Raw genomic sequence first — 23,306 nt, 5'->3', positions numbered from 1 at the left:
CTCCTGGGGCCAGGGCAAATGACGAGCGCCCGCCTAGCGTGAGACGGGTGGTTAAGCTCTCCGTCATCGTGCCGTTCTACAACGTGCAGACATACGCCCCCGACACCCTGAGAAGCCTGCGGGCCAACGCCCGCGAGGACTTCGAATTCATCCTCGTCGACGACTGTTCGACCGACGGGACCGCGGACATACTGCGCCGCGCGGAGGACGAGATTCCGGGGGTGGTCGTCAGCAGACACAAGGAGAACGGCGGGCTGGCCACCGCCCGGAACACCGGCCTGGACGCGGCCCGCGGCGAGTACCTCGCCTTCCTGGACGGCGACGACTGGGTGGCCCCCGGGCACTTCGCCGGGCTGCTGGCCCGGGCCGAGGCGCTGGGCTGCGACTTCGTCCGTACCGACCATGTGCAGGTCGACGGCAGGACCCGTACGGTGCACCGCGTACCGCACGGTCGGCGCGACGAGGTCATGGACCCGCGGGACGCGATCCTGCCCGCCACGCGGACCACCTCCGTCGACTACCCGTACGCCTGGGCGGGGCTCTACCACCGCCGGCTCCTGGACCGGGGGCTGCTGCACTTCACGGACGGTCTGCGCACCGCCGAGGACCGGCCGTGGATCTGGCGGCTGCACCGCGAGGCGGATTCCTTCGCAGTACTCGGATTTCTCGGGATTTTCTACCGGCGCGGCGTCGCCTCGTCACTGACCCAGATCGGTGACGTACGCCAGCTCGATTTCATTCGTTCATTTGATCAAGTGGTACGAGAAACGGCGGAGGACCGCGATGCGCGGGCGCTTCTGCCGAAAGCGGTCCGCACCTATTGCGCAATCATTTTTCATCACATGAGCTCGATGGAGAGATTCGAACCCGCCGTGGCCCGGGCCCTCAAATCGATGAGCGCGGCCGCACTCAAGCGGATGCCGCAGGACGTGCTGGACGAGGCCCTGGACTCGATGGACGTGCAGCGCGCGACCCTGCTGCGCCGACTGCGTCGCCGCCCGGTCGCCGCGAAGGAGGTGGCGGCCGCATGAGCAGCAGCCGGACCCGTACGACGCAGATCTTCCTCGCCTCCACCCTCTACGGCGCCGCCACCCTCGCGGCCGCGCTGGACGCGGGCGCCTTCGCGGACGCCGACCGCCGCATCCTGCTCGTCTCGAACAATGCGGCGATCCCGGAGACGACACCCGCCGTCGACGCGATGCCCGGGTTCGACGCGCTGCGCGGCCGGTTCGACGACGTGGTGTCGTGGAACGAGACCATCGCCCCGTTCCACCCGAGCGGCTGGGCCCCGCGCCCGGACGACGTACCGCTGTGGGAGCGTCATCTGCGCCTCGCATGGGGACTCGGGGACGACACCGTCGAGCTCGCGATCGAGTCGATCCAGGTCAACCCGGCGATGGCGATCGCCCAGATGTTCACCGGCGCACCGATCGATGTGTACGCGGACGGGCTGATGAGCTACGGCCCGACCAGGAACAAGATCGACCCGCTGACCGGCACCCGGGTGCGGCGGCTGCTCCACCTCGACCTCGTGCCGGGACTGAAGCCGCTGCTGCTCACGGAGTTCGGGGTCGCGCCGGAGGTCGTGCCGACCGAGGCGTTCCTCACGGTGCTCGGTGAACTGGCCGATGCCCACGATGTGGTGGGGAGCGTGCCGTCCGTGCAAGCGCCCGCTCTGCTGCTCGGCCAGTACCTCTCCGCGCTGGGGCTGATCAGCGCGGCGGAGGAGGAGAAACTGCATCTGCGCATGATGCGCGGGGCGGTCGAACTCGGCCACACACGGCTGGTGTTCAAGCCGCACCCGACGGCGCCGGCGCAGTGGTCACGGGCTATGGAGGCGGAGGCGGAGAAGCTCGGCGCGGAGCTGACCGTGCTGGACTCGGGGGTGCTGACCGCGCCGGTGCTGGCCGAGGTGCTGTACCGGCGGATGCGGCCGGCGCTGGTCGTCGGCTGCTTCTCGACCGCGCTGCTCACGGCGTCCGCGTTCCACGGTCTGCCGGTCGCCCGGGTCGGTACGGAGATGCTGCTGGACCGGCTGTCGCCGTTCGAGAACAGCAACCGGGTTCCGGTGACGCTGGTGGACGCCCTGGTGCCGGACCTCGGCGACCGGCAGGCGGTCACAGGGGCAAGGGCGGTGGCACCGGCCGAGCTGAACGAGCTGATCACCGCGGTCGGGTTCACGATGCAGCCGAAGATCTATCCGGAGCTGCGGCCGGCCGCTGAGCGGTATCTCTCCACCCGTCTCACGGCGACGACCTGGCGCTACTTCAAGCGCAGGCGGCTCACCTCGCTGGGGCTGCCGGGTGGAGTGCCCGCCCAATTCGCGTTCCTGCCGCGGAACGCAGCGGTGCGCAAGGTGGCGCGGCGGGCGAAGTCGTTGCGGCGGGTTGTGCTCCGATAAAAGCCGGGGCGACCGGGCACTCCGTGTCGGGCCGCCCGGCGATCGAGGGCAGAAGAGCGGGGCGGGGCGCCTGGTCGGCGCCCCGCCCCGCTTCGTCCTGCCGTCAGATGAGCGCGCCGCCCTGGATCACCCGGAGGTCCGCGGCGTTCGCCTCGGTGACCTTCCAGAGTTCCTGCTGCCTGCCGTGCACATCGGCGACCGTCGCCGCGTGGTCGTCCAGAAGCCCCGCCGCCCGCTCCACGAGCCGCGCCCCGAGGTGCCGGTCGTGGACGGAGATGCCCCACTCCGGGCGGTCGATGTCGGACAGGAAGTACGCCATCTTCGGGTGCGAGATCAGGCTGATGATCGGCGTACCGCAGCCGAACGGGATCATCCCCGCGTGCCCGCGCATCCCGATGACCAGCTTGGTCCGGGCGTACGTGGACCGGATCTCGTCGCATCCGAAGTCGTACATCGGGATCACCGGCAGCGAGATGCCGTGCTCGCGCCGCAGGTCGAACGCGATCCGCTCGTCGTCCAGCGAGTGCGCCACGCACTTCACCTCGGCGCGCTTGCCGAGTTCCTTCACCGCGGTGGCCATCTCGGCGAGGAAGTGCTTGTAGTCGTGGCCGAAGCGGAGCCCGGACCGGTCGTACGCGGCGTTGATCAGCACGGTGTTCTCGCGCTGTGCGGGGTCGGTCCAGCCGCGGACCAGCTGCCGGGTGACCGTGGTCGGGCAGGGCTGGAAGCGGACCTTGTCGTGCAGCGACGGCGGCAGGAGCTCGCGGACCTTCTCGATGGAGCCGTGGTTGCGCAGCCCGAAGAACGAGGCGCGCTCCACCAGCTTCCGCAGGGAGGAGAGGAACCGGTCCCGGCCGTGGCCGTACGCCTGGCCGTCGAAGGCGTTGAACCCGACGGCGTACACCATGACGGGTACGTCGATCCGCTCCAGCAGCTCGTCGGGGACGTTCCACTGCCAGCCGCTGTTGCCGTTCGGCGCGGTGTCCGGGATGAAGAGGCCGCCGCCGCCGATGACCAGTCCGCGCCGGGCGTTGACCCGCTCCAGCGCGGCCTCGTCGAAGAGCCGGTGGGCGTGGATCGAGTGCCAGCGGGCCGGGCCGGTGTCCTGGCCGAACGCCAGCCGGACGCTCTCCGGGAGGAGCTTGTCGCCGGCGTTGCCCTGCCGGTCCATGTAGAAGGCGACATGCGCGAGCTGCTCGGCGGCCGGTCCCTCCACGGGGGTGGACACGTCCTTGGTGCGCTTGTACATCAGCCGGTTCGCCCGGTGGGTCGGGTCGACGCCGAGCCCTTCGATCGCGTACGCCGCCGCCGTGGCGTCGTCGCCGTGGATCCAGGCGATCTGGGCGAGCCGCGCGAAGGACGTCGCGGCCCGGTTGGGGGCGGCGGTCGCGAGGAGGAGCTGAGCGCGGGCCTCCTCGTAACGGGAGACGCTCATCAGCGCGTGGCCGAGCACCTCGTGCGGCCAGGCGTCGTCGACGGGTATCCGGAGGGCGCCGAGCAGGTCGGCCGCCTCCTGGTACTCACCGGCGGCGATGTGCGCGGCGGCGACCCGGCGGGCGCTCTCCGGGTCGGCGGTGCGGCGCACGTGCGGGGTCCCGTAGTGCACCAGCAGGTCGTGGTGCTTGGTGCCGGGCAGCGCGAGGTACGCGGCGTGGAACTCGGCGTCGGGCAGCTCGAACTCGCGCCAGCGGTCCTCGGCCTGGCCGTAGCCGGCCTCGCCGCCCTGCCAGGGCTTGTGCCGCCCGGTGAAGTGCAGGATCGCGGTGGTGTCGGGCACCGGGAGGTCGCCGGAGAGCCGCCGCTTGACGAAGTTGTAGCGGGCGTCGAGCTGCACGAAGTCGCCGTCGAGGACAGCGTTCAGGATGCCCTGGTCGTGCTTGTCGAGCTCGTACGTGCCCGCGCGGCCGACCTCGTCGATCTTCGCGCAGAACTCGTCGCTCAGGTACTCGCGCTGGATGACCAGCAGCCCGCTGTTGAGCTTGTGCTGCCCGTAGAAGAACTGCGGCACGGCGGCCAGGCCGTCGCGCAGCTGCAGCAGTTCACCGAGGTCGCCGAGGACCACCATGTCGGTGTCCAGAGTGATCACGGTGTCGTAGTCGCGCACCCGGAACACGTCGAGGATGAAGTACGCCTTGCGGACCAGGTAGTTGTCCTGGTCGCCCTTGGCGTACGAGTCGTAGTGCTCGGCGTCCACCCGGCGGAAGTCGATGCGCGGGTGCAACGCCCGGATCTGGGCGACGGAGGCGGGGCGCAGTCCGTCGTGCAGGACGATGAAGTCCTCGCAGACGCCGGGGTTGGACAGGGCGAGGCTGCGCAGCAGGGCCAGGAAGCCGGGCAGGTAGTTCTCGTCCACGAAGCTCGCGAAGGCGACGCGGCGCTTGCCGGTGAGCGCGTTCGCGGGGGCGGGGGTCCGGGGCGCGGGCACGGGTGCCTGCGCGGTGGTCGTGGTGGGCGTCGTCATCGCAGACTGATCCTCATATCGGTGACGCTCTGGGCGCGTTCCATGACCCACGCCTTTTCGCTGGTGTACTCGTGCACGGAGGTGATGGGCATCTTCATCGCGGCAGGCAGGCGGTAGGCGCCGCTCTCGTAGAAGTCGAAGCCGATCAGGTCGAGCTGCGAGCTGACGTCCAGGTAGTCCAGCAGCCACAGCATGTTGAAGCCACTGGTGGGGATCGCCGGCCAGACGTCGGTGCCGACCTTGCCGATGTCGCGCAGCGGCCAGCGCAGCGATTCGTCGCCGAGGTACCTCTGGGCGCCGGGTACGAGCCGGTTGCGCAGCGAGTACTTCCAGTCGCCGGAGAGCCCCCCGAAGACCAGCCGGGTGTGGACCTTCCGGTCCCAGTTGAAGCCGTGCTTGTGGATGGTGGCGTGGATGTCGGTGCGCTTGCCGGTCGCCGACGGGTCGATCCTGTACGAGTTGAAGCGGACGACCAGGTCGTACGCGTCGATCTCGGCCCCCATCGAACTGCTGCCGACACGCTGCGAGTTGGCGATCAGACAGATCGACTTGCCCGCTATCCGGTTACGGAACTCGCCGAGCGTGGTCCATTCGACGTCGCCGAAGGTGGGGTCGCCGATCGGGCCGCGCATCCGGGTCCGGCGCTGCTCGGCGTAGAGCGCGATCAGGTCGGTGAGGACCGCGAGGTCGGTGGGACCGGCGGGACCGCCGGCGCCGCTGCCCGCCAGCCCGCCGGCCTCCATCGCGAGACCCAGGTACTGGGACGCGGCCTCCTGGATCTCCGGCACCGGGGCTCCGGCCCGGTCCTGGGTGAGCAGCGCGCCGATCAGCCGGGGCCGGGCCGCACGCCAGTCGCCGCGCGCCTGCAGCTCCAGGCCTTCGGCCCAGGATTCGGTGACGGACCGGCCGGTGAACTCGTCGGCTTCCGGGCAGTCGCGCTCCAGCTTCCGCAGGAGCTCGTCCTGGCGCTCGGCGCCGGTCCGCAGGCCGGCGATCTTCGCCGCCACACCGAAGCCGTCCTCGTCGGTGAGCCCGAGGTAGCGCTCGTACGCCTCGACCGCGGCGTTCTCCGCCCCCATCGCCTCCAGTGTCCGGGCCCGCAGCCGCCAGCCGGCGCGGGAGCGCTTGCGCTGGGTGAGCACGGTGTCGGTGATGAGGATCGCGAGCTTCAGCTCGTCCTCGTAACCGCAGTCCAGTGCCTTGTTGCCGACCGCGAGCAGCGGGTCGAGCAGTGCGTCGCCGAGCACGAGCGAGGATCCTGTCCCGCTCCTGCCCGGGCGCCGCAGCAGCGGGAGTGGGGAGGCCGCGGCAGCCGTCTGCTCCATGGTGGCGTGGGTGGCCAGCAGGTTCCTGAGCGCCTCCGCAAGCGCCGTACGCCGCCGGTCGAGCCCGGCGACCAGCTTCCCGCTGTGCGCGGCACAGGCGCGCAGGCAGGTCTCCAGTTCCGTCGGGAGGACGGTGGCGAGGTGGGACGTCCCGCCTTCGGGCGGGGCCGAGTCCTCCGCGTCACGTTGCCGTGGCCAGCGGGTGCGGGCTTTCGTCATGGCGCTCCAAGCGTCTGGTGCCCGTGGGGGGAAGGGGGCGTGAGAAGGGGTAAGGATGTTCGGCGACCGTGTGAGGTTCCGTAGCACGCTAAGAAACCTGAACGGCCGCGAGATGAACTCGCCCTGTCAGCACAGGAAACTGCTCCCTTCCCGCCCGTTCCGGAGCCGTCGGCGCCCTAGCCTGACCCTTCGCCGCTGTTGGAAGGGACGTCAGTGACCATCACTCCGGAGATGCCGGGCAGGACGATCGAGCGGGATTCCACCGCCCGCGCGCAGGTGGGGCTCCGGTCACCGCAGGCGCGCCCCGCACCCCGGCTGCGGGCCCTCGACGGGCTGCGGCTGGTCGCCGCGCTGATGGTCGCGGCGTACCACTACGGGGGCCGGGGCGGTGAGATCACCACGGCGTGGGGAGTCTCCGCCGCTTCCCTGTTCCCGTCCGCCCACACATGGTTCGCCTACGGCTGTCTCGGTGTGCAGATCTTCTTCGTCATCAGCGGCTTCGTGATCTGCATGAGCGGCTGGGGCCGTTCGCTCGCGTCGTTCTTCGCCTCGCGGGCGGCCAGGCTGCTGCCCGCGTACTGGGTGTCGGTCGTCCTCGTGACCCTGGTCTTCGCACTGCCGACGGTGGCGTACGAGGCGGTCTCGCCCAGCGACGCGCTGGTCAACCTGACGCTGCTGCAGCAGCCGCTGGGCGTGGACCGGGTGCTGGGCGTGTGCTGGACGCTGTGGGCGGAGATCCGGTTCTACGCCCTGTTCGCCGTGTGCGTCGTCCTGCCGGGGGCCAACCGGCGACGGATCGTCCTGTTCTGCGCCGCGTGGACCCTGGCAGCGGCGCTCGGCAAGGCATCCGGCGAGCCGCTGCTCGACGTGGTCCTGATGCCGGCGTACGCCCCGTTCTTCATAGGCGGCATCGGGCTCTACCTGGTCCACCGCAACCGGCGGGACGCCACGGCCTGGGGCATCGTCGGCGTCAGCTGGCTGCTCGGCCAGCACTCCGCGGTGGCCGATCTGTGGCATCCGGCGGGCCCGCACGCCTTCTCGTACCGCTCGTCACTGGTCATCATCGCGGTCGTGACGGCCGGTTTCGCCGCCGTCGCCGCCATCGCACTGGGCGCCCTGGCCCGCTTCGACCACCGGTGGCTGACCGTCGCGGGAGCGCTGACGTACCCCTTCTACCTGGTCCATGAGCATCTGGGCTGGGTGGTGGTGAACATGCTCCATCAGCGCCTCGGGGTCCCCGCACGGGCGACGGCGGTTCTCACGGTGGTCCTGATGCTGGCGCTGGCCTGGCTGCTGCACCGGTACGTGGAGCGGTGGCTCACACCGCGGCTGCGCAGATCACTGGCGGGCGGTGCGGGCCGCCCCGCCTGACCACCGCTCAACGCACCCCCTACCGCGCCTCGATCCCCGCGTTCGACGGCTCGGCGGACGCCGCGCTCCACAACCCGGGCGGTGAGGCACGGCACCGGTGAACGGGCCGCCCGTCCGCCTCACACGCTGCTGAGCGAGAGCTTCGCCGCGAACCCGAGGAAGAGCACACCCGCCGCCGAAGTGGCCCCGGCCGACAGCCGCTTGCGGCGGCGGAACGCGGCGGACAGCCGGGTGCCGCCGAATATCAGCGCCGACAGGTAGAGGAAGCTCGCGATCTGCAGCAGCGTCCCCAGCAGCAGGAAGGACAGCGCCGGATAGGCGTACCCGGGGTCGACGAACTGCACGAAGAAGGAGATCAGGAAGAGGATCGCCTTCGGGTTGAAGAGGCTCACCACCAGCGCCCGCCGGTACGGCCGCTCCACCGCCCCGGCCGCAGTCCTCGTTCCGTCCGGTCCGGCGGCCTCGTCCGTCAGCTCGGCGATCTGCCGGTGCCGCTCGCGCCACATGGACGCCGCGGCCCGCAGCATCCCGATCGCCAGCCAGGTCAGATAGCCCGCGCCCGCGTACTTGACGACGGCGAAGAGCACCGGCGTCGTCTGCAGCAGGGAGGCGGCGCCGAGCGCGGACAGCGTCATCAGCACGGTGTCACCGGTCCACACACCGGCAGCCGCCACATACCCGGTCCGCACACCGCGGCGGGCGGCGACGGAGAGCACGTACAACGAATTGGGCCCCGGCAGCAGAACAATCAGCACAAGGCCGACAAGATAGGTCGGAAGATCAGTGACACCCAGCATGAACAGGAGTGTCGCACGGGGGTACGGCACTCCGTCCAGATGTCTCGGAGGGCGGTACGGGGCTCGGCCCTCGCCGTCGAGCAGGCGGGACAACATCCGCGACGCAGGCGGCCCCCGGCTCAGAAGGCGTCCGTCGGCACGTACGTCCCCCACACCTCCCGCAGCGCGTTGCAGACTTCGCCGACCGTCGCCCGCGCCGCCAGCGCGTCCTTCATCGGGTAGAGGACGTTGTCCGTCCCCTCGGCCGCCTTCTTCAGCCGCCCCAGCGCCTCGTGGACGGCGCCCTGGTCCCGTTCGGCACGGAGCTTCGTCAGCCGGGCCGCCTGCTGGGCCTCGATCGCCGGGTCGACGCGGAGCGGCTCGTACGGCTCCTCCTCGTCGAGCTGGAAGCGGTTGACGCCGACGACGACGCGCTCCCCGCTGTCCGTCTCCAGGGCGATGCGGTAGGCGCTGCGTTCGATCTCGTTCTTCTGGAAGCCCCGCTCGATGGCGTTGACCGCGCCGCCCATGTCCTCGACCTTGCCCATCAGCTCCAGGGCAGCGGCTTCGACGTCGTCCGTCATCTTCTCGACGACGTACGAACCCGCGAACGGGTCGACCGTGGCGGTGACGTCCGTTTCGTACGCCAGGACCTGCTGGGTACGGAGCGCGAGCCGGGCGGACTTGTCGGTCGGCAGGGCGATCGCCTCGTCGAACGAGTTGGTGTGCAGCGACTGCGTGCCGCCGAGTACCGCGCCCAGCCCCTGGACCGCGACGCGCACCAGGTTGACCTCGGGCTGCTGCGCGGTGAGCTGGACGCCCGCGGTCTGGGTGTGGAAGCGGAGCATCAGCGACTTGGGGCTCGATGCGCCGAACTCCTCCTTCATCACCCGGGCCCAGATCCGGCGGGCGGCGCGGAACTTGGCGACCTCTTCGAGGATGGTCGTACGGGCGACGAAGAAGAAGGAGAGACGCGGGGCGAAGTCGTCGACGTCCATGCCCGCCGCGACGGCGGTACGGACGTACTCGATGCCGTCCGCGAGGGTGAACGCGATCTCCTGCGCGGGCGAGGCTCCGGCCTCCGCCATGTGGTAGCCGGAGATCGAGATGGTGTTCCACTTCGGGATCTCGGCCTTGCAGTACTTGAAGATGTCGGCGATCAGCCGCAGCGAGGGCTTGGGCGGGAAGATGTAGGTGCCGCGGGCGATGTACTCCTTGAGCACGTCGTTCTGGATGGTGCCGGTCAGCCTGTCCGCCGGGACGCCCTGCTCCTCGCCGACCAGCTGGTAGAGGAGGAGCAGCAGGGCGGCGGGGGCATTGATCGTCATGGACGTGGAGACCTTGTCCAGCGGGATCCCGCCGAACAGCACCCGCATGTCGTCGATCGAGTCGATCGCCACCCCGACCTTGCCGACCTCGCCGGACGCGATCGGTGCATCGGAGTCGTGACCCATCTGGGTGGGCAGGTCGAAGGCGACGGAGAGACCCATCGTGCCGTTGGCGATCAGCTGCTTGTAGCGGGCGTTGGACTCGGAGGCCGTGCCGAAGCCGGCGTACTGCCGCATCGTCCACGGCCGGCCGGTGTACATCGTGGGGTACACGCCGCGCGTGAAGGGGTAGGCACCGGGCTCTCCCAGTTTGTCGTCGGCGTTCCACCCGTCGAGTGTGTCCGGCCCGTACACCGGCTCGATGGGCAGTCCCGACTCCGACTCGCGCGTCATCTGCTGTGCCTCCCACTGAAGCTACTAACTGGTAACCAACGATCCTCGCGACGGACTGTAGCGGCGGCCGCGCGACCGGTGGAGGGGCACCGGCTGGGACCTTGCTCACAGGGTGCGTCCTACGGCCTTCGCCGCCGCACTCACCATCATGCGCGGGCTTTGGCAACCGGGCAGAGCGGGAATCCGTCCCAAGAGGGAACGAAGGAATCAGGGGGCCGAGGATGATGCGGATACACAGAACCCGTCACGGCGGAGGAACAGCACACCGGGCAGGCGCCACGGCGGTGACCGCCGTCGCCGTCCTGACGCTGGCCGCCACGACCGCGGGCTGCCAGGCGCATGCCTCCGGCGGTTCCGCGGCGAAGCCCTCGTCCCCGCCGAAGACCTCCGCTCCGGCGACCGACGACGCCAAGCCCGCCGCGACCCCCTCGCCGTCGACTGCCGCGCCCTCGCCGTCGGTGTCCGCCGCACCGAAGCCCGCTCCGCAGGGCAGGACGCTGATGGCGACCGGCTCAGAGGGCAAGCAGGTACGGGAGTTGCAGGCCCGGCTCCGTCAGATCGGCCACTTCGACCGCAGCCCGACGGGCTACTACGGGACGCTCACCGTCGCCGCCGTGCAGTCCTTCCAGGGCAAGCGCGGTCTGTCCCGCACGGGCCGAACGGACACCCTCACCTGGCAGAAGCTGGTCGCCATGACGCGGAAGCCGACGGCGGCCGAGCTGAACCCGCCGACATCCCGGCCCGCCGCCAGGCCCGACAAGCGCTGCATGACCGGCAGGGTGCTCTGCATCAGCAAGAACAGCCGGACCCTGTCGTGGATGATCGACGGCCGGGTCGTCTCCTCGATGGATGTGCGGTTCGGCTCGCAGTACACGCCGACCCGCGAAGGCACCTTCTCCATCTACTGGAAGTCCCGGCACCACGTGTCGACGATCTATCACACGGCCATGCCGTACGCAATGTTCTTCAGCGGCGGTCAGGCGGTGCACTACTCGGCGGACTTCGCGGCCCGCGGCTACACCGGCGCGTCGCACGGCTGCGTGAACGTCCGGGACGAGGGGAAGATCGCCGCCCTCTTCGACCAGGTCCGCAACGGCGACAAGGTCGTCATCTACTGGTGAGCGGAGGCGGGGAAAGGGGGCGCGGGCGGGACCGGGGGAACGTGTCCCGCCCGCGCCAGGTGCGCTGAGCCGAAGGTACGGGGGGAACCCCGGCTCTGTGCGCTGCCGATGACCAGTCGGCTCACTCTCTACTGCGTCAACGGGTCGAAAAGTGTCACACCCGGTGCCGGCGGAGCGGCCGGAACGGCTCAGCCGTCGGCCGAGACGGCCGGAGCCGTGGCCGTCGGGGAGGCGACACCGGTCGGGGACGCCGTGGCCGACGGGGCCGGGGTACCGGGTGCGAACCAGAGCGACTGGTGCGCGTTCGCACTGCCGTCGGCCCGGTCCGCTGCGGCTGCCTGGTCCGCGTCGGCACCGTTCTCCTTGTCGGCGCCGTTCCCCTGATCCTGGTCGCCCTCGTCACCGGCCTCGTCGAACATCCGCTGACAGAACCGGTCCAGGTTGGCGGCGCCGTCGGCCAGCTTTTCGAGACGGCGTCTGCGGGCGTCGTTGAGCTTGCCGTCGCGGTAGTCGCGGCACGCCTGGAGAGTCCGGGCGGACCGGGCACCCGACGTGTCGTCCTGGCCGCCGCCGGGCGTGCCCTTGCTGTCGGTCGCGTCCGGGGAACGGAGGCCGTCGCTCCCGCCGTTCCGGGCGCCGCTCCCGTCCGGCGTTCCGGCCGTGCCGGACGTGCCGTCACGGTCGTCCTTGCCCTGGTGGGTTCCACCGGAAGAATCCGGGGACGTGTTCACGTCCGGCGATCCCGACGGCGGGGCGGTCGTCCTGCCGGACGCGTCCCCGGAGCCCAGTTCCTCCGGAAACGCGGACGCCGATACCGAGGAGGCCGGCAGCGGGTTGGCGTGTTTGCCGAACGGACCGGGAAGCACGCCCGCGCCTGCCGCAACCGCCACCCCACCGAGCGCGCAGCCGGCGAGGGAGGCGGCAAGACCGAAACGGACGGGACGGCTCCAGCGCGGCGCACGCGTGCGGCCGCCCTGGGAGGCCGCGGGACCTATGCGTACCGGTCCCAGCGTCTTCGGCCCGCTGTCCTTCGCGGCGTGTCCCGCCGACCGGACGTCCGCCGGCGCCGTCGCCCGCGGCCCTGCGCGCAGGGCCGTCCGGAACGCGGCCAGTGCTGCGGCCTCGCCCGGCAGTTCACCGGCGGCCGGGCGGGCACTGCGGGCAGCCGCGTCCAGCGCGGCCGCGAGCCGTTCGGCGTCGGTGCGCGCATGGCCTTCGCCGGGATCGACCGGTTCGCCGCGGAGCAGTCGCTCCGCGGCGTCCCTGTCAAGCCATGCGTCCTGCTCGTCGGCCATCACATGTCCCTCTGCGTCCACAGACGCGAATCCGTCACACCGGCGGACGCTGCCAGACCGGTCCGGGAAAGGCGCTGCGTGGGTACGGCGTCGAGTTCCGCCGCATGACCTGCCGCGCTCCCGTGCGGCGGAATTCCCCGCGACGCGTCCTCTTCGCCCCCGTCCTCGTCACTGTCCGCGCGGAGCAGCTCCGCCAGCTTTTTCAGTCCGCGGTGTGCGGCGGTGCGTACCGCCCCCGGCCGCTTGCCCAGCGTCTGCGCCGCGCTCTTCGCATCCAGGCCGACCACCACGCGCAGCACGACGGCCTCGGCCTGATCCTGCGGCAGTTGGGCGATGAGGGACATGGTACGGCCGGTGGCCAAGGCCTCGATCGCCTCGCCGGCGGTGTCGGACTCGGCCGGTTTCTCCGACAGTTCGGTCTCGTCGCCGCCGATCGCGGGGCGCCTGCCGCGCATTCGCACATGGTCGAGAGCTCGGTTGCGGGCAATCCGCGCCGCCCAGCCGCGGAACCGGTCGGCGTCTCCGCTGAACCGGTGGAGGTCGCGTGCTATCTGCAGCCAGGACTCGGACGCCACGTCCTCGGCGTCCGGCTCCCCCACCAGCGTTCGTATGTAGCCCAGCAGCCGCGGCTGCACAGCGCGGTACACAGAACGGAAGGCGTCCTCGTCCCCGTCCTGTGCCGCGAGCACCGCGGCGGTCAGCTCCGCGTCGTCCCCCAGCACTCCCTCAACCCGCCCTGCTGTCCTGAATCGCAGCTGGTCACCACTACCGCGCCACCCTGCGCGCCCCAGCACGCTACGTCCTTCGCAGGGGCCGCGTCCATGACTTGTACAACCAGCAACGTTCCCGGACACAGTGAGGTGTGACAGAAAACGCACTCACGACGCTGAGAGAAGTACGGGGTCGTCCTGCGGCCCCGCGGAAGACGACCGGGGCCTCTCCTGTGGGGGGTGGCGGCCCCGGTCGTCCTCGTTCTTCCGGGGAATCCCCCGGGGCCGCCCGCTCAGTCCGGGGTGGGGCGCACGGGTGGACGCCTCGCGAATCCGAGGCTCGCCGCACACAGTCCAGGCAGTCGTGAACCGTCGCACACCGGACGGGCCTGCCGTTCCTCGATCGCCGGGCGGGCTCGCGATCAGGCCGGCCGGCGATCGAGGGCACCTTCAACGCCCGGCGACGGAGGACAGAACGGTCACCGGACGGACCCGGTCACGCCCCGCCCGGTCCGCGCCCCCGCGCCCTCCGCGCCGTCGCCGCGCGCAGCACTCGTTGCCCCTCCGTCGACACGTCCAGCACCTGGCGCAGCCCCGCAGCCCCCGTACCGGAATCCGCAAGCATCTCCAGGATGCGGATCTGACGGCGTACTTCCCCGGCCACCAGCGGTCCCGCCCCCTCCGGATCGCCCTCGCGGCAGCGCCTCAGCAGGTCCACTCCGGCACCGGGCGACGCGTCCTGTCCGAGGTGGACCTCCAGGGCCAGCAGCGAGCACGCGTCCGCCCACTCCCGGAGCCCCGGAGCCGCCCGGTCCGCGGGCGCGTGGGCGAGCAGCTGCCGTATCTGCGTCCGCGCCTCCGCCTCCTTCGCACCGTCCAGCGCGTGGCGCGCCTCCACGAGGCGGTCCGGCCACGCCTCATCGTCCGCGCAACCGGCCCAGAGCGGACGCAGCGGATCCGGGTCGGCGCCCTCGGCGGGCTGGGGCAGGCATCGGTCGAGGCAGGCGATCCCGCTCGCGACCAGCCCCCGCTCGTCGGCGGCAGCGATCAGTTCCAGCAGGCTCATCGGCTTCTCCCCGTCGGCCTGTCCCCGTACGGGTCCGCACGGGGACGCGGCGCTTCCCGCTGCCGCATACCGCTTTCAGCGCCGAATGGCTCAAAATCGTCACTGCTGGAGTCTGAAATCACACCTGTCAGCAGGTCCGTCCCTCGTCGAGTCCTCGGCGGGTTCGTCCTCAGCTGAGCGGATATACGCCCAGCGCCGCCCGCTCCCCCTGCATACGGGTCAGCTTGCGTACGAAGAGGATCGCGAGGACCGCGGCCACGATGGAGAACGCATCCGCTGCCAGCATCCGGCCGGCCGCGTCCATGATCTCCTGCACCTCCTCGGCCTTCATGTACTGCTGGGATGCGTACCGGGAGAAGAGCGACGAGCAGACCCACGCCCCCCACCACAGATTGACCGGGGCCGCGGAGACCGTCCGCCAGCTGCCGTCGGTGTTGGTCTGGGCGCTCGCGGTCCAGATGCCGCCCGCGATCCGACGCGGCAGCACCAGGTTGGCGAACGGGACGAACCAGGCGCCGACCGCCCACCCGGGCTTCATCTGCTGCATGCTCGCATCGAACACCTCGGCGTTCAGCCGCACCCGGCGGAACCAGAGGATGAAGACGACGCCGGTGGCCAGCAGCACCAGGAGCTGAAGGACCCCGGAGGCCGCGTACAGGTTGTCGGCGCGATCCGCCTCGGCGTCGTCGATCGTGGCGAGGCCGTTGTTCAGCGCATCGCCGAGCAGGCTGCGGATGTTCAGCCCCGCAAGCACGGCCAGCAGGTCGGACACGGCGGCGACCACGAGCAGGATGACGACGGCCTTCGCAAGCCCGTCGGGTGAGCGCAGCTGCTGCTGCGGTGACGCGAAGGGCGGGGCCGCAGGCATCGGCGCCGACGCCCCGTCCGGCCCGGCGCACAGGATGCAGCGCCCGTCCGCGGTGACCGGCGGTCTGACTCGGCAGGTTGAGCACAGCATGAAACGGCCCCCAGGGTTCCGAATCTTTCCGCACGAACGCGCGACTCCCTCCCCGGAGCGCGCTGCAAGCGGAATGTAGCCCCGGCCCACCGGACTGTCCATCGAGATCCGGTGCGGCCGCCCCCTCAGCCCGCCTTGTCGATCGTCGCGGCCAGCGCCTGGAACTGACCCCAGCTCAGCGTCGGCCTCCTCGGATCCCACAGCTTCTGGGCCGTGGCCCGCAGCGGCATCCGGATCCCCGCCGCCACCTGCGCCGGGGTCTGCGCCTGCGGCAGGTCGCCCCAGACCGCGAACCGACCGCCCAGGATCTGCTTCGAGAAGCGGGCCGGTACCGGCTGCGTGCCGCGCAGGACGAGCGGGGTCCACTGTTCGTAAATCCGCTTCCCGGTCGGGTAGACGAATGCATTGGGCTGGCCGAGCACGTAATAGAGGAACTCGTCGTTGAGGTTCACCAGGCGCCGGCCCTCGCTCAGATACTCCTCCGGCGGCCGGGCACCGTACTCCTTGCCCGTCCAGTACTCGACCTCGATGTTCTTGTCGGCCTGGACGACTCCGCCGCGGAAGAAGCCGTCGTTCCAGGCCTTCGGCTGCTGCCCGTGCGGGCGCACCACTGCCGCGCGGTCGTTGAGCCAACCGGTGGCGAGGTCCTTGATCCCGGCCGCCGGTCCGTACTTCTGCTGCGCGGCGCGCTGGAGCTGCGGGTACGAGGCGGCCGGGTCCTTCACCATCAGCGCGCGGTACTCGTCCCCGCCCAGGTGCCAGTACGCACCGCCGAAGAGCTCGGCGAACTCGCCGATCAGCTGGTCGATGAGTTTCGCCGCGCCCGGGTCGGAGATGTCGATCGATCCGATCGAGCGCACGCCCGCCGTGTTGCGCAGCTGGAGCTCCGGATGGGCGCGCAGGACGGCGCCCAGGTGGCCCGGGGAGTCGATCTCGGGGACCACGTCGATGTGCAGCCGGCCCGCGAGGGCGAGGATCTGACGGACCTCCGCCTTGGTGAGGTGCTGAGGCGACACCACCTCGGGGTGGGTGTCGGACTGGATCCGGAACGCCTGGTCGTCGGAGAAGTGCAGGCCGAGCTGGTTGAGCTTGAGGTCGGCCATGTCGCGCAGCCGGTCCTCGATCCAGCCGACGGTGTAGTACTTGCGCGCGATGTCGAGGTTGAGTCCGCGCTGCGGCCGGTCGGGACGGTCGCGCACCTCGCCCTCGGGCATCACGCCGTCGGCGCGCAGCGACTGCTTCAGCGTGCGGGTTCCGTAGAAGACACCCGCCTGGTCGGGGCCGGTGATGACGACGCGCCGGTCGTGGGTCTTGAGGGTGTACGACTCGGGGACCCCGTCACCCGGGGCGCCGAGGGCCAGCTCGACATCGCCCGCACGGGCCGGGACGGCGCCCCGGTAACGGATCTTCAGCTCCTTGGCGAGCAGCTGCGCCTCGTCCGCGAGCGGACCACTGCCGTTGGCGATCACGACGGTGCTGGTCGGGCCCGGCCGCCAGCCGGGGCCGCGGGCGGCGATGTGCTCCCGCACGGCGGGGATGGTCCGGGGCGCCGTGGAAAGCGGGTATCTGCGGGTCGGCGAGGGGGTGAGGGAGGCGTTCGAGGGGGCGCTGGCCATGGACGCCTCCCCCGGGGGTCCGGTGTCCGCACCTTCCGGCCAGACGACGACGGCGATCGTCACGGCGGCTGCCGCGACGAGGGCCGCACCGGCCGCGAGGGCTCCACGTGAGGGAGACATCGGTCAGAAACCTCCGGTTGTGGCAGTCAAAAAAGAAGAAGTAAGGAGATAGCCGGGCATACTCCTCGAAGAATCGCCCATCAGAAGTGCCGAAACTCTCCCTTCCGGGTGAAATTCGCGCATCCGTCGCATGGCCCTTGCCTGGCCCCGATAGCGTTGGGCACATTCGTCTCTCCCTTCACCCTGCATCTCCCTGGCCTCCGGTCCCCCTCACTGCACCAGGCTCACAGAGATGCCGATGTTTCGAGGAGTCCCACGCTGTCCAGGCCCAGCGAGTCCCACGCCGGCCTCCCGGAACCACCGCAGCGGCGGGTCGGCCCGCCCACGCTCCCCGCCCAGAACCGCGGCCCGGCCCCGGCTTGCCTCGGTGCCCGCCCCCTCGGCCTCGACCGGTTCAACACCGCACCCACCGCCGACGCCGAAGCCGCCCTGCTCGGCTGCTGCGGCAGTCCCCGCTGGGCGCTGCGGCTGGCCGCTCACCGCCCGTACCCCGATCTGGACGCCCTCCTCGCCGCCGCGGACGAGGCGGGGTACGACATGGCGCCCGCGGATCTCGCCGAGGCGCTCGCCGCCGAGGTCTCCCCGGGACTGCACCACGCCGCACCGCACGCCGCGCATCTCGCGCTGAGCGCCGCGCACGCCGCGTACGAGAGCCGCTTCGGCCATGTCTTCGTGATCTGCCTCGACGCCTTCCACCCCGCCGAGCACCCGGACCAGGTGCTGGCCGGCATCCGGGCCAGGCTGGGCCACGACCCCGACGAGGAGCGGGCGGTCACGGCGGACGAGATGCGCCGGCTCGCGCGGGGCCGCATCATCGAGCTGGTGACGGGCGCCGGGCCGGCATGATCCGAACGAAAGGTTCTAGCCCGTCCGTGCCTGTTTCATTGCCACTTTGATCACACCAGAGGCCCCGGCGCGAGCGAACCGACAAACCGTCGCTACGATGGCCGGGGCCGGTGGACCGTACCCGGCCGGGTCAGACCGACAGTCAAGCCGGCCGACCCCAATCCCCGCTCCCGGAGGGTTCTTCCGTGCCGGCTGGAACGCTGTACCGCGGCCGGGAAGGCATGTGGTCGTGGGTGGCTCATCGAGTCACCGGTGTCCTCATCTTCTTCTTCCTGTTCGTACACGTCCTGGACACCGCTCTCGTCCGCGTCTCCCCCGAGGCCTACGACAACGTCGTGGCCACGTACAAGACCTGGCCTGTCGCGCTCCTCGAATACGGCCTGGTGGCCGCCATTCTCTTCCACGCGCTGAACGGTCTCCGTATCGTCGCCGTGGACTTCTGGGCCAAGGGCCCGCGCTACCAGAAGCAGATGCTCTGGTCCGCCATGGGCATCTGGATCGTGCTGATGGTCGGGGCCCTGTACCCCGTCCTCGGCCACGCCGTACGCGCAGTCTTCGGGAGCTGAGGCCAATGTCCACCGAGTCCTCCGCGATCGGCGCCGTCGAAGGCGTCAGCCTCTACGACGTCGACCACCCCGCCCCGGTCATCGAGCCCCCGCGCAAGCGGACGGGCAAGACCCCCAAGGGTTCGCGCACCAACTTCGAGATGTACGCCTGGCTCTTCATGCGCCTGTCGGGCATCGTGCTCGTCGTCCTGGTCATCGGCCACCTGCTGATCCAGCTCGTGCTGGACGGCGGTGTCTCCAAGATCGGCTTCGCCTTCGTGGCGGGCCGCTGGGCCTCGCCGTTCTGGCAGGTCTGGGACCTGACGATGCTGTGGCTGGCCATGCTGCACGGCGCCAACGGCCTCCGTACGGTCATCAACGACTACGCCGAACGGGACAACACCCGCTTCTGGCTGAAGATGCTGCTGTACACCGCCACGGTGTTCACCGTCCTGCTGGGCACGCTGGTGATCTTCACCTTCGACCCGAACATCCGCTAGGCGCCGGGCCAGAGGGACCAGAGGAAATCATGCAGATCCACAAGTACGACACCGTCATCGTCGGCGCAGGCGGCGCCGGCATGCGCGCGGCCATCGAGTCGACGAAGCGCAGCCGTACCGCCGTGCTCACGAAGCTGTACCCGACCCGCTCCCACACGGGCGCCGCGCAGGGCGGCATGGCCGCCGCGCTCGCCAACGTGGAGGAGGACAACTGGGAGTGGCACACCTTCGACACGATCAAGGGCGGCGACTACCTGGTCGACCAGGACGCCGCCGAGATCCTGGCGAAGGAGGCCATCGACTCCGTTCTCGACCTGGAGAAGATGGGCCTGCCGTTCAACCGCACGCCCGAGGGCAAGATCGACCAGCGTCGCTTCGGCGGCCACAGCCGTAACCACGGCGAGGCCCCGGTCCGCCGGTCCTGCTACGCCTCGGACCGCACCGGCCACATGATCCTCCAGACGCTGTACCAGAACTGCGTCAAGGAGGGTGTGGAGTTCTTCAACGAGTTCTACGTCCTGGACCTGCTGCTGCAGGAGGTCGACGGGGTCAAGAAGTCCGCGGGCGTCGTCGCGTACGAGCTGGCGACCGGCGAGATCCACGTCTTCCAGGCGAAGGCGATCATCTTCGCCTCCGGCGGCACCGGCAAGTTCTTCAAGGTGACGTCGAACGCCCACACCCTGACCGGTGACGGCCAGGCCGCCGCGTACCGCCGCGGGCTGCCGCTGGAGGACATGGAGTTCTTCCAGTTCCACCCGACGGGCATCTGGCGCATGGGCATCCTGCTGACGGAGGGCGCCCGTGGTGAGGGCGGCATCCTCCGCAACAAGGACGGCGAGCGCTTCATGGAGAAGTACGCGCCCGTCATGAAGGACCTCGCGTCCCGTGACGTCGTGTCCCGCTCCATCTACACGGAGATCCGTGAGGGCCGCGGCTGCGGTCCCGAGGGCGACCACGTCTACCTCGACCTCACGCACCTGCCGCCGGAGCAGCTGGACGCGAAGCTCCCGGACATCACCGAGTTCGCGCGCACGTACCTCGGCATCGAGCCCTACACGGACCCGATCCCGATCCAGCCGACCGCGCACTACGCCATGGGCGGCATCCCGACCAACGTCGAGGGCGAGGTGCTGGCCGACAACACCACCGTCGTCCCGGGCCTGTACGCCGCCGGCGAGGTCGCGTGTGTCTCCGTGCACGGCGCCAACCGTCTGGGCACCAACTCGCTGCTCGACATCAACGTCTTCGGACGCCGGTCGGGCATCGCCGCCGCCGAGTACTCGGCGAAGAACGACTACGTCGCGCTTCCCGAGAACCCGGCACAGCTGGTCATCGACCAGGTCGAGCGGCTGCGCAACTCGACGGGCACCGAGCGTGTCGCGACGCTCCGTCTGGAGCTGCAGGAGTGCATGGACGCCAATGTGATGGTGTTCCGTACCGAGCAGACCATCAAGACGGCCGTCGACAAGATCGCCGAGCTGCGCAAGCGCTACCTGAACGTGTCCATTCAGGACAAGGGCAAGCGGTTCAACACGGACCTCCTGGAGGCCATCGAGCTGGGCAACCTGCTCGACCTGGCCGAGGTCATGGCGACCTCCGCGCTGGCCCGTAAGGAGTCCCGCGGCGGTCACTACCGCGAGGACTACCCGAACCGCGACGACGTCAACTTCATGCGCCACACCATGGCGTACCGCGAGGTCGCCGACGACGGCACCGAGTCGATCCGGCTCGACTACAAGCCGGTCGTCCAGACCCGCTACCAGCCGATGGAGCGTAAGTACTGATGGCTACCCCGACTATGGACAAGGTGGAGGCGGAGTCCGCCGCCTCCCCGTACATCACGGTCACCTTCCGGATCCGCCGCTTCAACCCCGAGGTCTCCGACGAGGCCCAGTGGCAGGACTTCCAGATCGAGATCGACCCGAAGGAGCGCGTCCTCGACGCCCTTCACAAGATCAAGTGGGACACCGACGGCACGCTGACGTTCCGCCGTTCCTGCGCCCACGGCATCTGCGGCTCCGACGCGATGCGGATCAACGGCAAGAACAGGCTCGCCTGCAAGACGCTGATCAAGGACATCAACCCGGAGAAGCCGATCACGGTCGAGGCCATAAAGGGCCTCACGGTCCTCAAGGACCTCGTGGTCGACATGGACCCGTTCTTCCAGGCGTACCGCGACGTCATGCCGTTCCTCATCACCAAGGGGAACGAGCCGACGCGTGAGCGTCTGCAGTCCGCCGAGGACCGCGAGCGGTTCGACGACACCACCAAGTGCATCCTGTGCGCCGCGTGCACCTCGTCGTGCCCGGTGTTCTGGAACGACGGCCAGTACTTCGGCCCGGCGGCGATCGTCAACGCGCACCGCTTCATCTTCGACTCGCGTGACGAGGGCGGCGAGCAGCGCCTGGAGATCCTCAACGACCGTGACGGTGTGTGGCGTTGCCGCACCACCTTCAACTGCACGGACGCGTGCCCGCGTGGCATCGAGGTCACCAAGGCGATCCAGGAAGTGAAGCGCGCGCTGATCACGCGTCGCTTCTGACCCTTCCGGTACGCCAGTTGCACAGGAGGCCCCGTTTTCCGTAGCAATGCTGCGGGAGGCGGGGCCTCCTGCTGCGCTGCGCAGGTCTGTTCGGTACGGTCGTGCGGAGCCGGAGTCCGGTTCACCGCCCGGGGCAGCAAGGCGCGGGGCGCACAGGCTTGATCGAGAGCGGGGAACGTTGAGCGATCCGAATCCGTACGCGGACGACTCATACAAGTGGGGACCGCCCCAGCAGCCGGGCAATCCGCCCACCGTCGCGGATGGTCAGGGATACGGCTACCCGCAGCAGTTGCCCGACGCCGCGGCCCAGCCGGGCCCGGCCTACGGCTATCCGGCCGTGAATCCGCCGGCTCAGCCTGCCCCGCCCGGTTACGGGTTCCCGCCGCAGCAGGGCCCGGGGCCCGGCGGCGGGGCGCCGTTGCTGTCGCTCGGGGACATCACCGTCATGAACGATTCGATCGTGACGCCGTCCGGCACGCTGCCGCTCAAGGGCGCTGTGTGGACGGCGACCGACATGTCGCGCACCGAGGAGAAGATCCCGACGGTCGCGATCGTGCTGGCGATCATCTTCGCCCTGCTCTGCCTGATCGGCCTGCTCTTCCTCCTGATGAAGGAGAAGAGGACGACCGGGTTCATCCAGGTCTCGGTGACCAGCGGCGGCCGCCACCACTCGACGATGATCCAGGCGACCGGCCCGGAGACGTTCCAGATGGTGATGGCGCAGGTCAACACCGCGCGCTCCATGAGCATCTGACGCACCTTTGACGAACGGGCGGACGGGGGGCGGTGCCCGGACACCGGCAACGCCCTTCCCTGCGGGGCAGGGTGGCGTCATGACCCGCTTCCACCACACCGTCACCGTGGCCTCCATGGAACGCCACCGGCTCGACGAGTAAGCCGAACCGGCCCGCGATCTCGCGGAGTCCGCCCGGTCCCGCGGCCAAAAGATCGCGCTGCCGGACGGGCGGGCTCCGGACGGCCCCAACGGCTCCTGCGGCCTGGTGCACGACAGAGAGTGGATCAGGCCGTGAGCTCCTCTTAGAGGAGCTCACAAAATGGGAGTCCGATCAGCTCGCGGCGTCTGGTGCGTGCGATCGCAAGGCGCTGGAAGGTCCTCGTGGCGGAGCTACTGGGGCATTTCGGCAACGCAGCGAGCGTGCGTGCCAGGCGTCGCGAGCCGGGCGCCCATTTTGTGAGCTCCTCTTAGTCCCAGTCGGCTCCGCCGCGGTCCTCCGCGACGACCATGATGCGGCGCAGCATGTCGTTGAGCAGGATCTGTTCGTCCTTGTCGAGTACGCCCAGGAGCCGGTCCTCCTCATGACCGAGGAAGTCCATCGCGCCGAGCCAGGTCGAGCGGCCCTCCTCGGTGAGTTCCACGTCGACCCGTCGCCGGTCCGTGGTGGAGGGTGTACGGCGAATGAAGCCGCGTCGCTCGAGCGCGTCCAGCCTGCCGGTGACGGAGGCGGGGGCGAGATCGAGGTCGGCGGCGAGTTCGGAGGGGGCCGCCTTCCCGCCGCGTCCGGCGAGCTTGTGGAGCGTCTCGAACTCCTGGCGGTCCAGGTCGAAGTCGACCAGGGACTGTTCGCGCACCCGCCGCAGGTGGACGGAGAGCTTCTTCATGCGCGTCACCGCGCCCTCGACATCGGGATCGAGGTCGGGAAGCACGGGCTTCCACCGCTCGACATGTCCGTCGGTCCAGTCGCGTGACTCCAT

20 protein-coding genes are annotated in these 23,306 nt (G+C 70.0%); 10 read left to right on the top strand and 10 right to left on the bottom strand.

What is annotated here, in order from left to right:
* Window positions 1–47: 47 nt before the first annotated feature.
* Together ACFU8W_RS14730 and ACFU8W_RS14725 are read left to right on the top strand one after the other, a co-directional pair.
* Complete coding sequence (locus tag ACFU8W_RS14730) at window positions 48–1,031, top strand: glycosyltransferase family 2 protein (protein WP_384036333.1); 984 nt, start codon at window positions 48–50, stop codon at window positions 1,029–1,031.
* A complete protein-coding gene (locus ACFU8W_RS14725) occupies window positions 1,028–2,401 on the top strand; it encodes a polysialyltransferase family glycosyltransferase (protein WP_384036330.1) in 1,374 nt (457 codons plus the stop codon). The genes ACFU8W_RS14730 and ACFU8W_RS14725 overlap by 4 nt, the downstream gene beginning before the upstream one ends.
* Before the next feature lie 103 nt (window positions 2,402–2,504).
* Here the strand turns inward: ACFU8W_RS14725 and ACFU8W_RS14720 are convergent, their stop codons facing one another.
* Window positions 2,505–4,862 (bottom strand): glycosyltransferase, encoded by a 2,358-nt coding sequence (locus tag ACFU8W_RS14720; RefSeq protein WP_384036327.1) that lies wholly within the window; start codon window positions 4,860–4,862, stop codon window positions 2,505–2,507.
* Window positions 4,859–6,406 carry a hypothetical protein gene (locus ACFU8W_RS14715; RefSeq protein WP_384036324.1) on the bottom strand — a complete coding sequence of 516 codons (1,548 nt, stop codon included), beginning with the start codon at window positions 6,404–6,406 and terminating at the stop codon, window positions 4,859–4,861. Before ACFU8W_RS14715 ends, ACFU8W_RS14720 begins: the two co-directional genes overlap by 4 nt.
* A 231-nt stretch (window positions 6,407–6,637) precedes the next feature.
* Here ACFU8W_RS14715 and ACFU8W_RS14710 point away from each other — a divergent pair, with 231 nt between their 5' ends.
* Window positions 6,638–7,777 carry an acyltransferase family protein gene (locus ACFU8W_RS14710; protein WP_384037108.1) on the top strand — a complete coding sequence of 380 codons (1,140 nt, stop codon included), beginning with the start codon at window positions 6,638–6,640 and terminating at the stop codon, window positions 7,775–7,777.
* A 119-nt stretch (window positions 7,778–7,896) separates the two neighbouring features.
* On the opposite strand, the gene leuE is transcribed toward ACFU8W_RS14710, so the two are convergent.
* Complete coding sequence (gene leuE, locus ACFU8W_RS14705; protein WP_384036321.1) at window positions 7,897–8,574, bottom strand: leucine efflux protein LeuE; 678 nt, start codon at window positions 8,572–8,574, stop codon at window positions 7,897–7,899.
* Window positions 8,575–8,693: 119 nt separating this feature from the next.
* Window positions 8,694–10,274, bottom strand: coding sequence for a methylmalonyl-CoA mutase (locus ACFU8W_RS14700; protein ID WP_384036318.1), 1,581 nt, complete (start codon window positions 10,272–10,274; stop codon window positions 8,694–8,696).
* A 221-nt stretch (window positions 10,275–10,495) separates the two neighbouring features.
* Here ACFU8W_RS14700 and ACFU8W_RS14695 point away from each other — a divergent pair, with 221 nt between their 5' ends.
* Entirely contained in the window at window positions 10,496–11,395 is a 900-nt protein-coding gene (locus tag ACFU8W_RS14695; RefSeq protein WP_384036315.1) for a L,D-transpeptidase family protein, read from the top strand.
* A 188-nt stretch (window positions 11,396–11,583) separates the two neighbouring features.
* Here ACFU8W_RS14695 and ACFU8W_RS14690 read toward each other — a convergent pair whose 3' ends face one another.
* From ACFU8W_RS14690 to ACFU8W_RS14670, 5 genes are all read right to left on the bottom strand, one after another.
* Complete coding sequence (locus ACFU8W_RS14690; RefSeq protein WP_384036312.1) at window positions 11,584–12,711, bottom strand: hypothetical protein; 1,128 nt, start codon at window positions 12,709–12,711, stop codon at window positions 11,584–11,586.
* A complete protein-coding gene (locus ACFU8W_RS14685; RefSeq protein ID WP_384036309.1) occupies window positions 12,690–13,412 on the bottom strand; it encodes an RNA polymerase sigma factor in 723 nt (240 codons plus the stop codon). The genes ACFU8W_RS14690 and ACFU8W_RS14685 overlap by 22 nt, the downstream gene beginning before the upstream one ends.
* A gap of 484 nt (window positions 13,413–13,896) precedes the next feature.
* Window positions 13,897–14,466: a hypothetical protein gene (locus ACFU8W_RS14680; RefSeq protein WP_384036306.1), complete on the bottom strand. Its 570-nt coding sequence runs from the start codon at window positions 14,464–14,466 to the stop codon at window positions 13,897–13,899.
* 169 nt (window positions 14,467–14,635) lie between these two features.
* The gene (locus ACFU8W_RS14675; RefSeq protein ID WP_384036304.1) at window positions 14,636–15,334 is read right to left on the bottom strand and encodes a DUF4328 domain-containing protein; all 699 of its coding nucleotides are present in this window, start codon (window positions 15,332–15,334) and stop codon (window positions 14,636–14,638) included.
* A gap of 215 nt (window positions 15,335–15,549) precedes the next feature.
* Window positions 15,550–17,160, bottom strand: coding sequence for a glycoside hydrolase family 20 protein (locus ACFU8W_RS14670; protein ID WP_384036302.1), 1,611 nt, complete (start codon window positions 17,158–17,160; stop codon window positions 15,550–15,552).
* A 258-nt stretch (window positions 17,161–17,418) separates the two neighbouring features.
* Between ACFU8W_RS14670 and ACFU8W_RS14665 the strand changes: the two genes are divergently transcribed.
* The 6 genes from ACFU8W_RS14665 to ACFU8W_RS14640 all read left to right on the top strand — a co-directional run bounded on the left by ACFU8W_RS14665 (window position 17,419) and on the right by ACFU8W_RS14640 (window position 22,347).
* Entirely contained in the window at window positions 17,419–18,006 is a 588-nt protein-coding gene (locus tag ACFU8W_RS14665) for a 2-oxo-4-hydroxy-4-carboxy-5-ureidoimidazoline decarboxylase (RefSeq protein WP_384037105.1), read from the top strand.
* Between the two features lie 185 nt (window positions 18,007–18,191).
* Window positions 18,192–18,572 (top strand): succinate dehydrogenase, cytochrome b556 subunit, encoded by a 381-nt coding sequence (gene sdhC, locus ACFU8W_RS14660; RefSeq protein WP_345515112.1) that lies wholly within the window; start codon window positions 18,192–18,194, stop codon window positions 18,570–18,572.
* A gap of 5 nt (window positions 18,573–18,577) precedes the next feature.
* Entirely contained in the window at window positions 18,578–19,051 is a 474-nt protein-coding gene (locus tag ACFU8W_RS14655; protein WP_345515111.1) for a succinate dehydrogenase hydrophobic membrane anchor subunit, read from the top strand.
* A gap of 29 nt (window positions 19,052–19,080) precedes the next feature.
* The gene (gene sdhA, locus ACFU8W_RS14650; protein ID WP_384036297.1) at window positions 19,081–20,835 is read left to right on the top strand and encodes a succinate dehydrogenase flavoprotein subunit; all 1,755 of its coding nucleotides are present in this window, start codon (window positions 19,081–19,083) and stop codon (window positions 20,833–20,835) included.
* Window positions 20,835–21,593 carry a succinate dehydrogenase iron-sulfur subunit gene (locus ACFU8W_RS14645; RefSeq protein WP_345515108.1) on the top strand — a complete coding sequence of 253 codons (759 nt, stop codon included), beginning with the start codon at window positions 20,835–20,837 and terminating at the stop codon, window positions 21,591–21,593. The genes sdhA and ACFU8W_RS14645 overlap by 1 nt, the downstream gene beginning before the upstream one ends.
* A gap of 178 nt (window positions 21,594–21,771) precedes the next feature.
* Window positions 21,772–22,347: a hypothetical protein gene (locus ACFU8W_RS14640; protein ID WP_345515107.1), complete on the top strand. Its 576-nt coding sequence runs from the start codon at window positions 21,772–21,774 to the stop codon at window positions 22,345–22,347.
* Between the two features lie 449 nt (window positions 22,348–22,796).
* Here the strand turns inward: ACFU8W_RS14640 and ACFU8W_RS14635 are convergent, their stop codons facing one another.
* On the bottom strand, window positions 22,797–23,306 hold the full coding sequence (locus ACFU8W_RS14635) for a MarR family transcriptional regulator (protein WP_345515106.1): 510 nt from the start codon (window positions 23,304–23,306) through the stop codon (window positions 22,797–22,799).

Source organism: Streptomyces sp. NPDC057565, assembly GCF_042801455.1.
GTDB lineage: Bacteria > Actinomycetota > Actinomycetes > Streptomycetales > Streptomycetaceae > Streptomyces > Streptomyces yanii.
This window is presented reverse-complemented; position numbering and strand designations above follow the sequence as displayed.

Coding starts and splice junctions, on each gene's coding strand:
- ACFU8W_RS14655 (WP_345515111.1), top strand. CDS start 18,578: ATGTCCACCGAGTCCTCCGCGATCGGCGCCGTCGAAGGCGTCAGCCTC.
- ACFU8W_RS14675 (WP_384036304.1), bottom strand. CDS start 15,334: ATGCCTGCGGCCCCGCCCTTCGCGTCACCGCAGCAGCAGCTGCGCTCA.
- ACFU8W_RS14635 (WP_345515106.1), bottom strand. CDS start 23,306: ATGGAGTCACGCGACTGGACCGACGGACATGTCGAGCGGTGGAAGCCC.
- ACFU8W_RS14710 (WP_384037108.1), top strand. CDS start 6,638: ATGCCGGGCAGGACGATCGAGCGGGATTCCACCGCCCGCGCGCAGGTG.
- leuE (WP_384036321.1), bottom strand. CDS start 8,574: ATGCTGGGTGTCACTGATCTTCCGACCTATCTTGTCGGCCTTGTGCTG.
- sdhA (WP_384036297.1), top strand. CDS start 19,081: ATGCAGATCCACAAGTACGACACCGTCATCGTCGGCGCAGGCGGCGCC.
- ACFU8W_RS14695 (WP_384036315.1), top strand. CDS start 10,496: ATGATGCGGATACACAGAACCCGTCACGGCGGAGGAACAGCACACCGG.
- ACFU8W_RS14645 (WP_345515108.1), top strand. CDS start 20,835: ATGGCTACCCCGACTATGGACAAGGTGGAGGCGGAGTCCGCCGCCTCC.
- ACFU8W_RS14700 (WP_384036318.1), bottom strand. CDS start 10,274: ATGACGCGCGAGTCGGAGTCGGGACTGCCCATCGAGCCGGTGTACGGG.
- ACFU8W_RS14725 (WP_384036330.1), top strand. CDS start 1,028: ATGAGCAGCAGCCGGACCCGTACGACGCAGATCTTCCTCGCCTCCACC.
- ACFU8W_RS14670 (WP_384036302.1), bottom strand. CDS start 17,160: ATGTCTCCCTCACGTGGAGCCCTCGCGGCCGGTGCGGCCCTCGTCGCG.
- ACFU8W_RS14715 (WP_384036324.1), bottom strand. CDS start 6,406: ATGACGAAAGCCCGCACCCGCTGGCCACGGCAACGTGACGCGGAGGAC.
- ACFU8W_RS14680 (WP_384036306.1), bottom strand. CDS start 14,466: ATGAGCCTGCTGGAACTGATCGCTGCCGCCGACGAGCGGGGGCTGGTC.
- ACFU8W_RS14720 (WP_384036327.1), bottom strand. CDS start 4,862: ATGACGACGCCCACCACGACCACCGCGCAGGCACCCGTGCCCGCGCCC.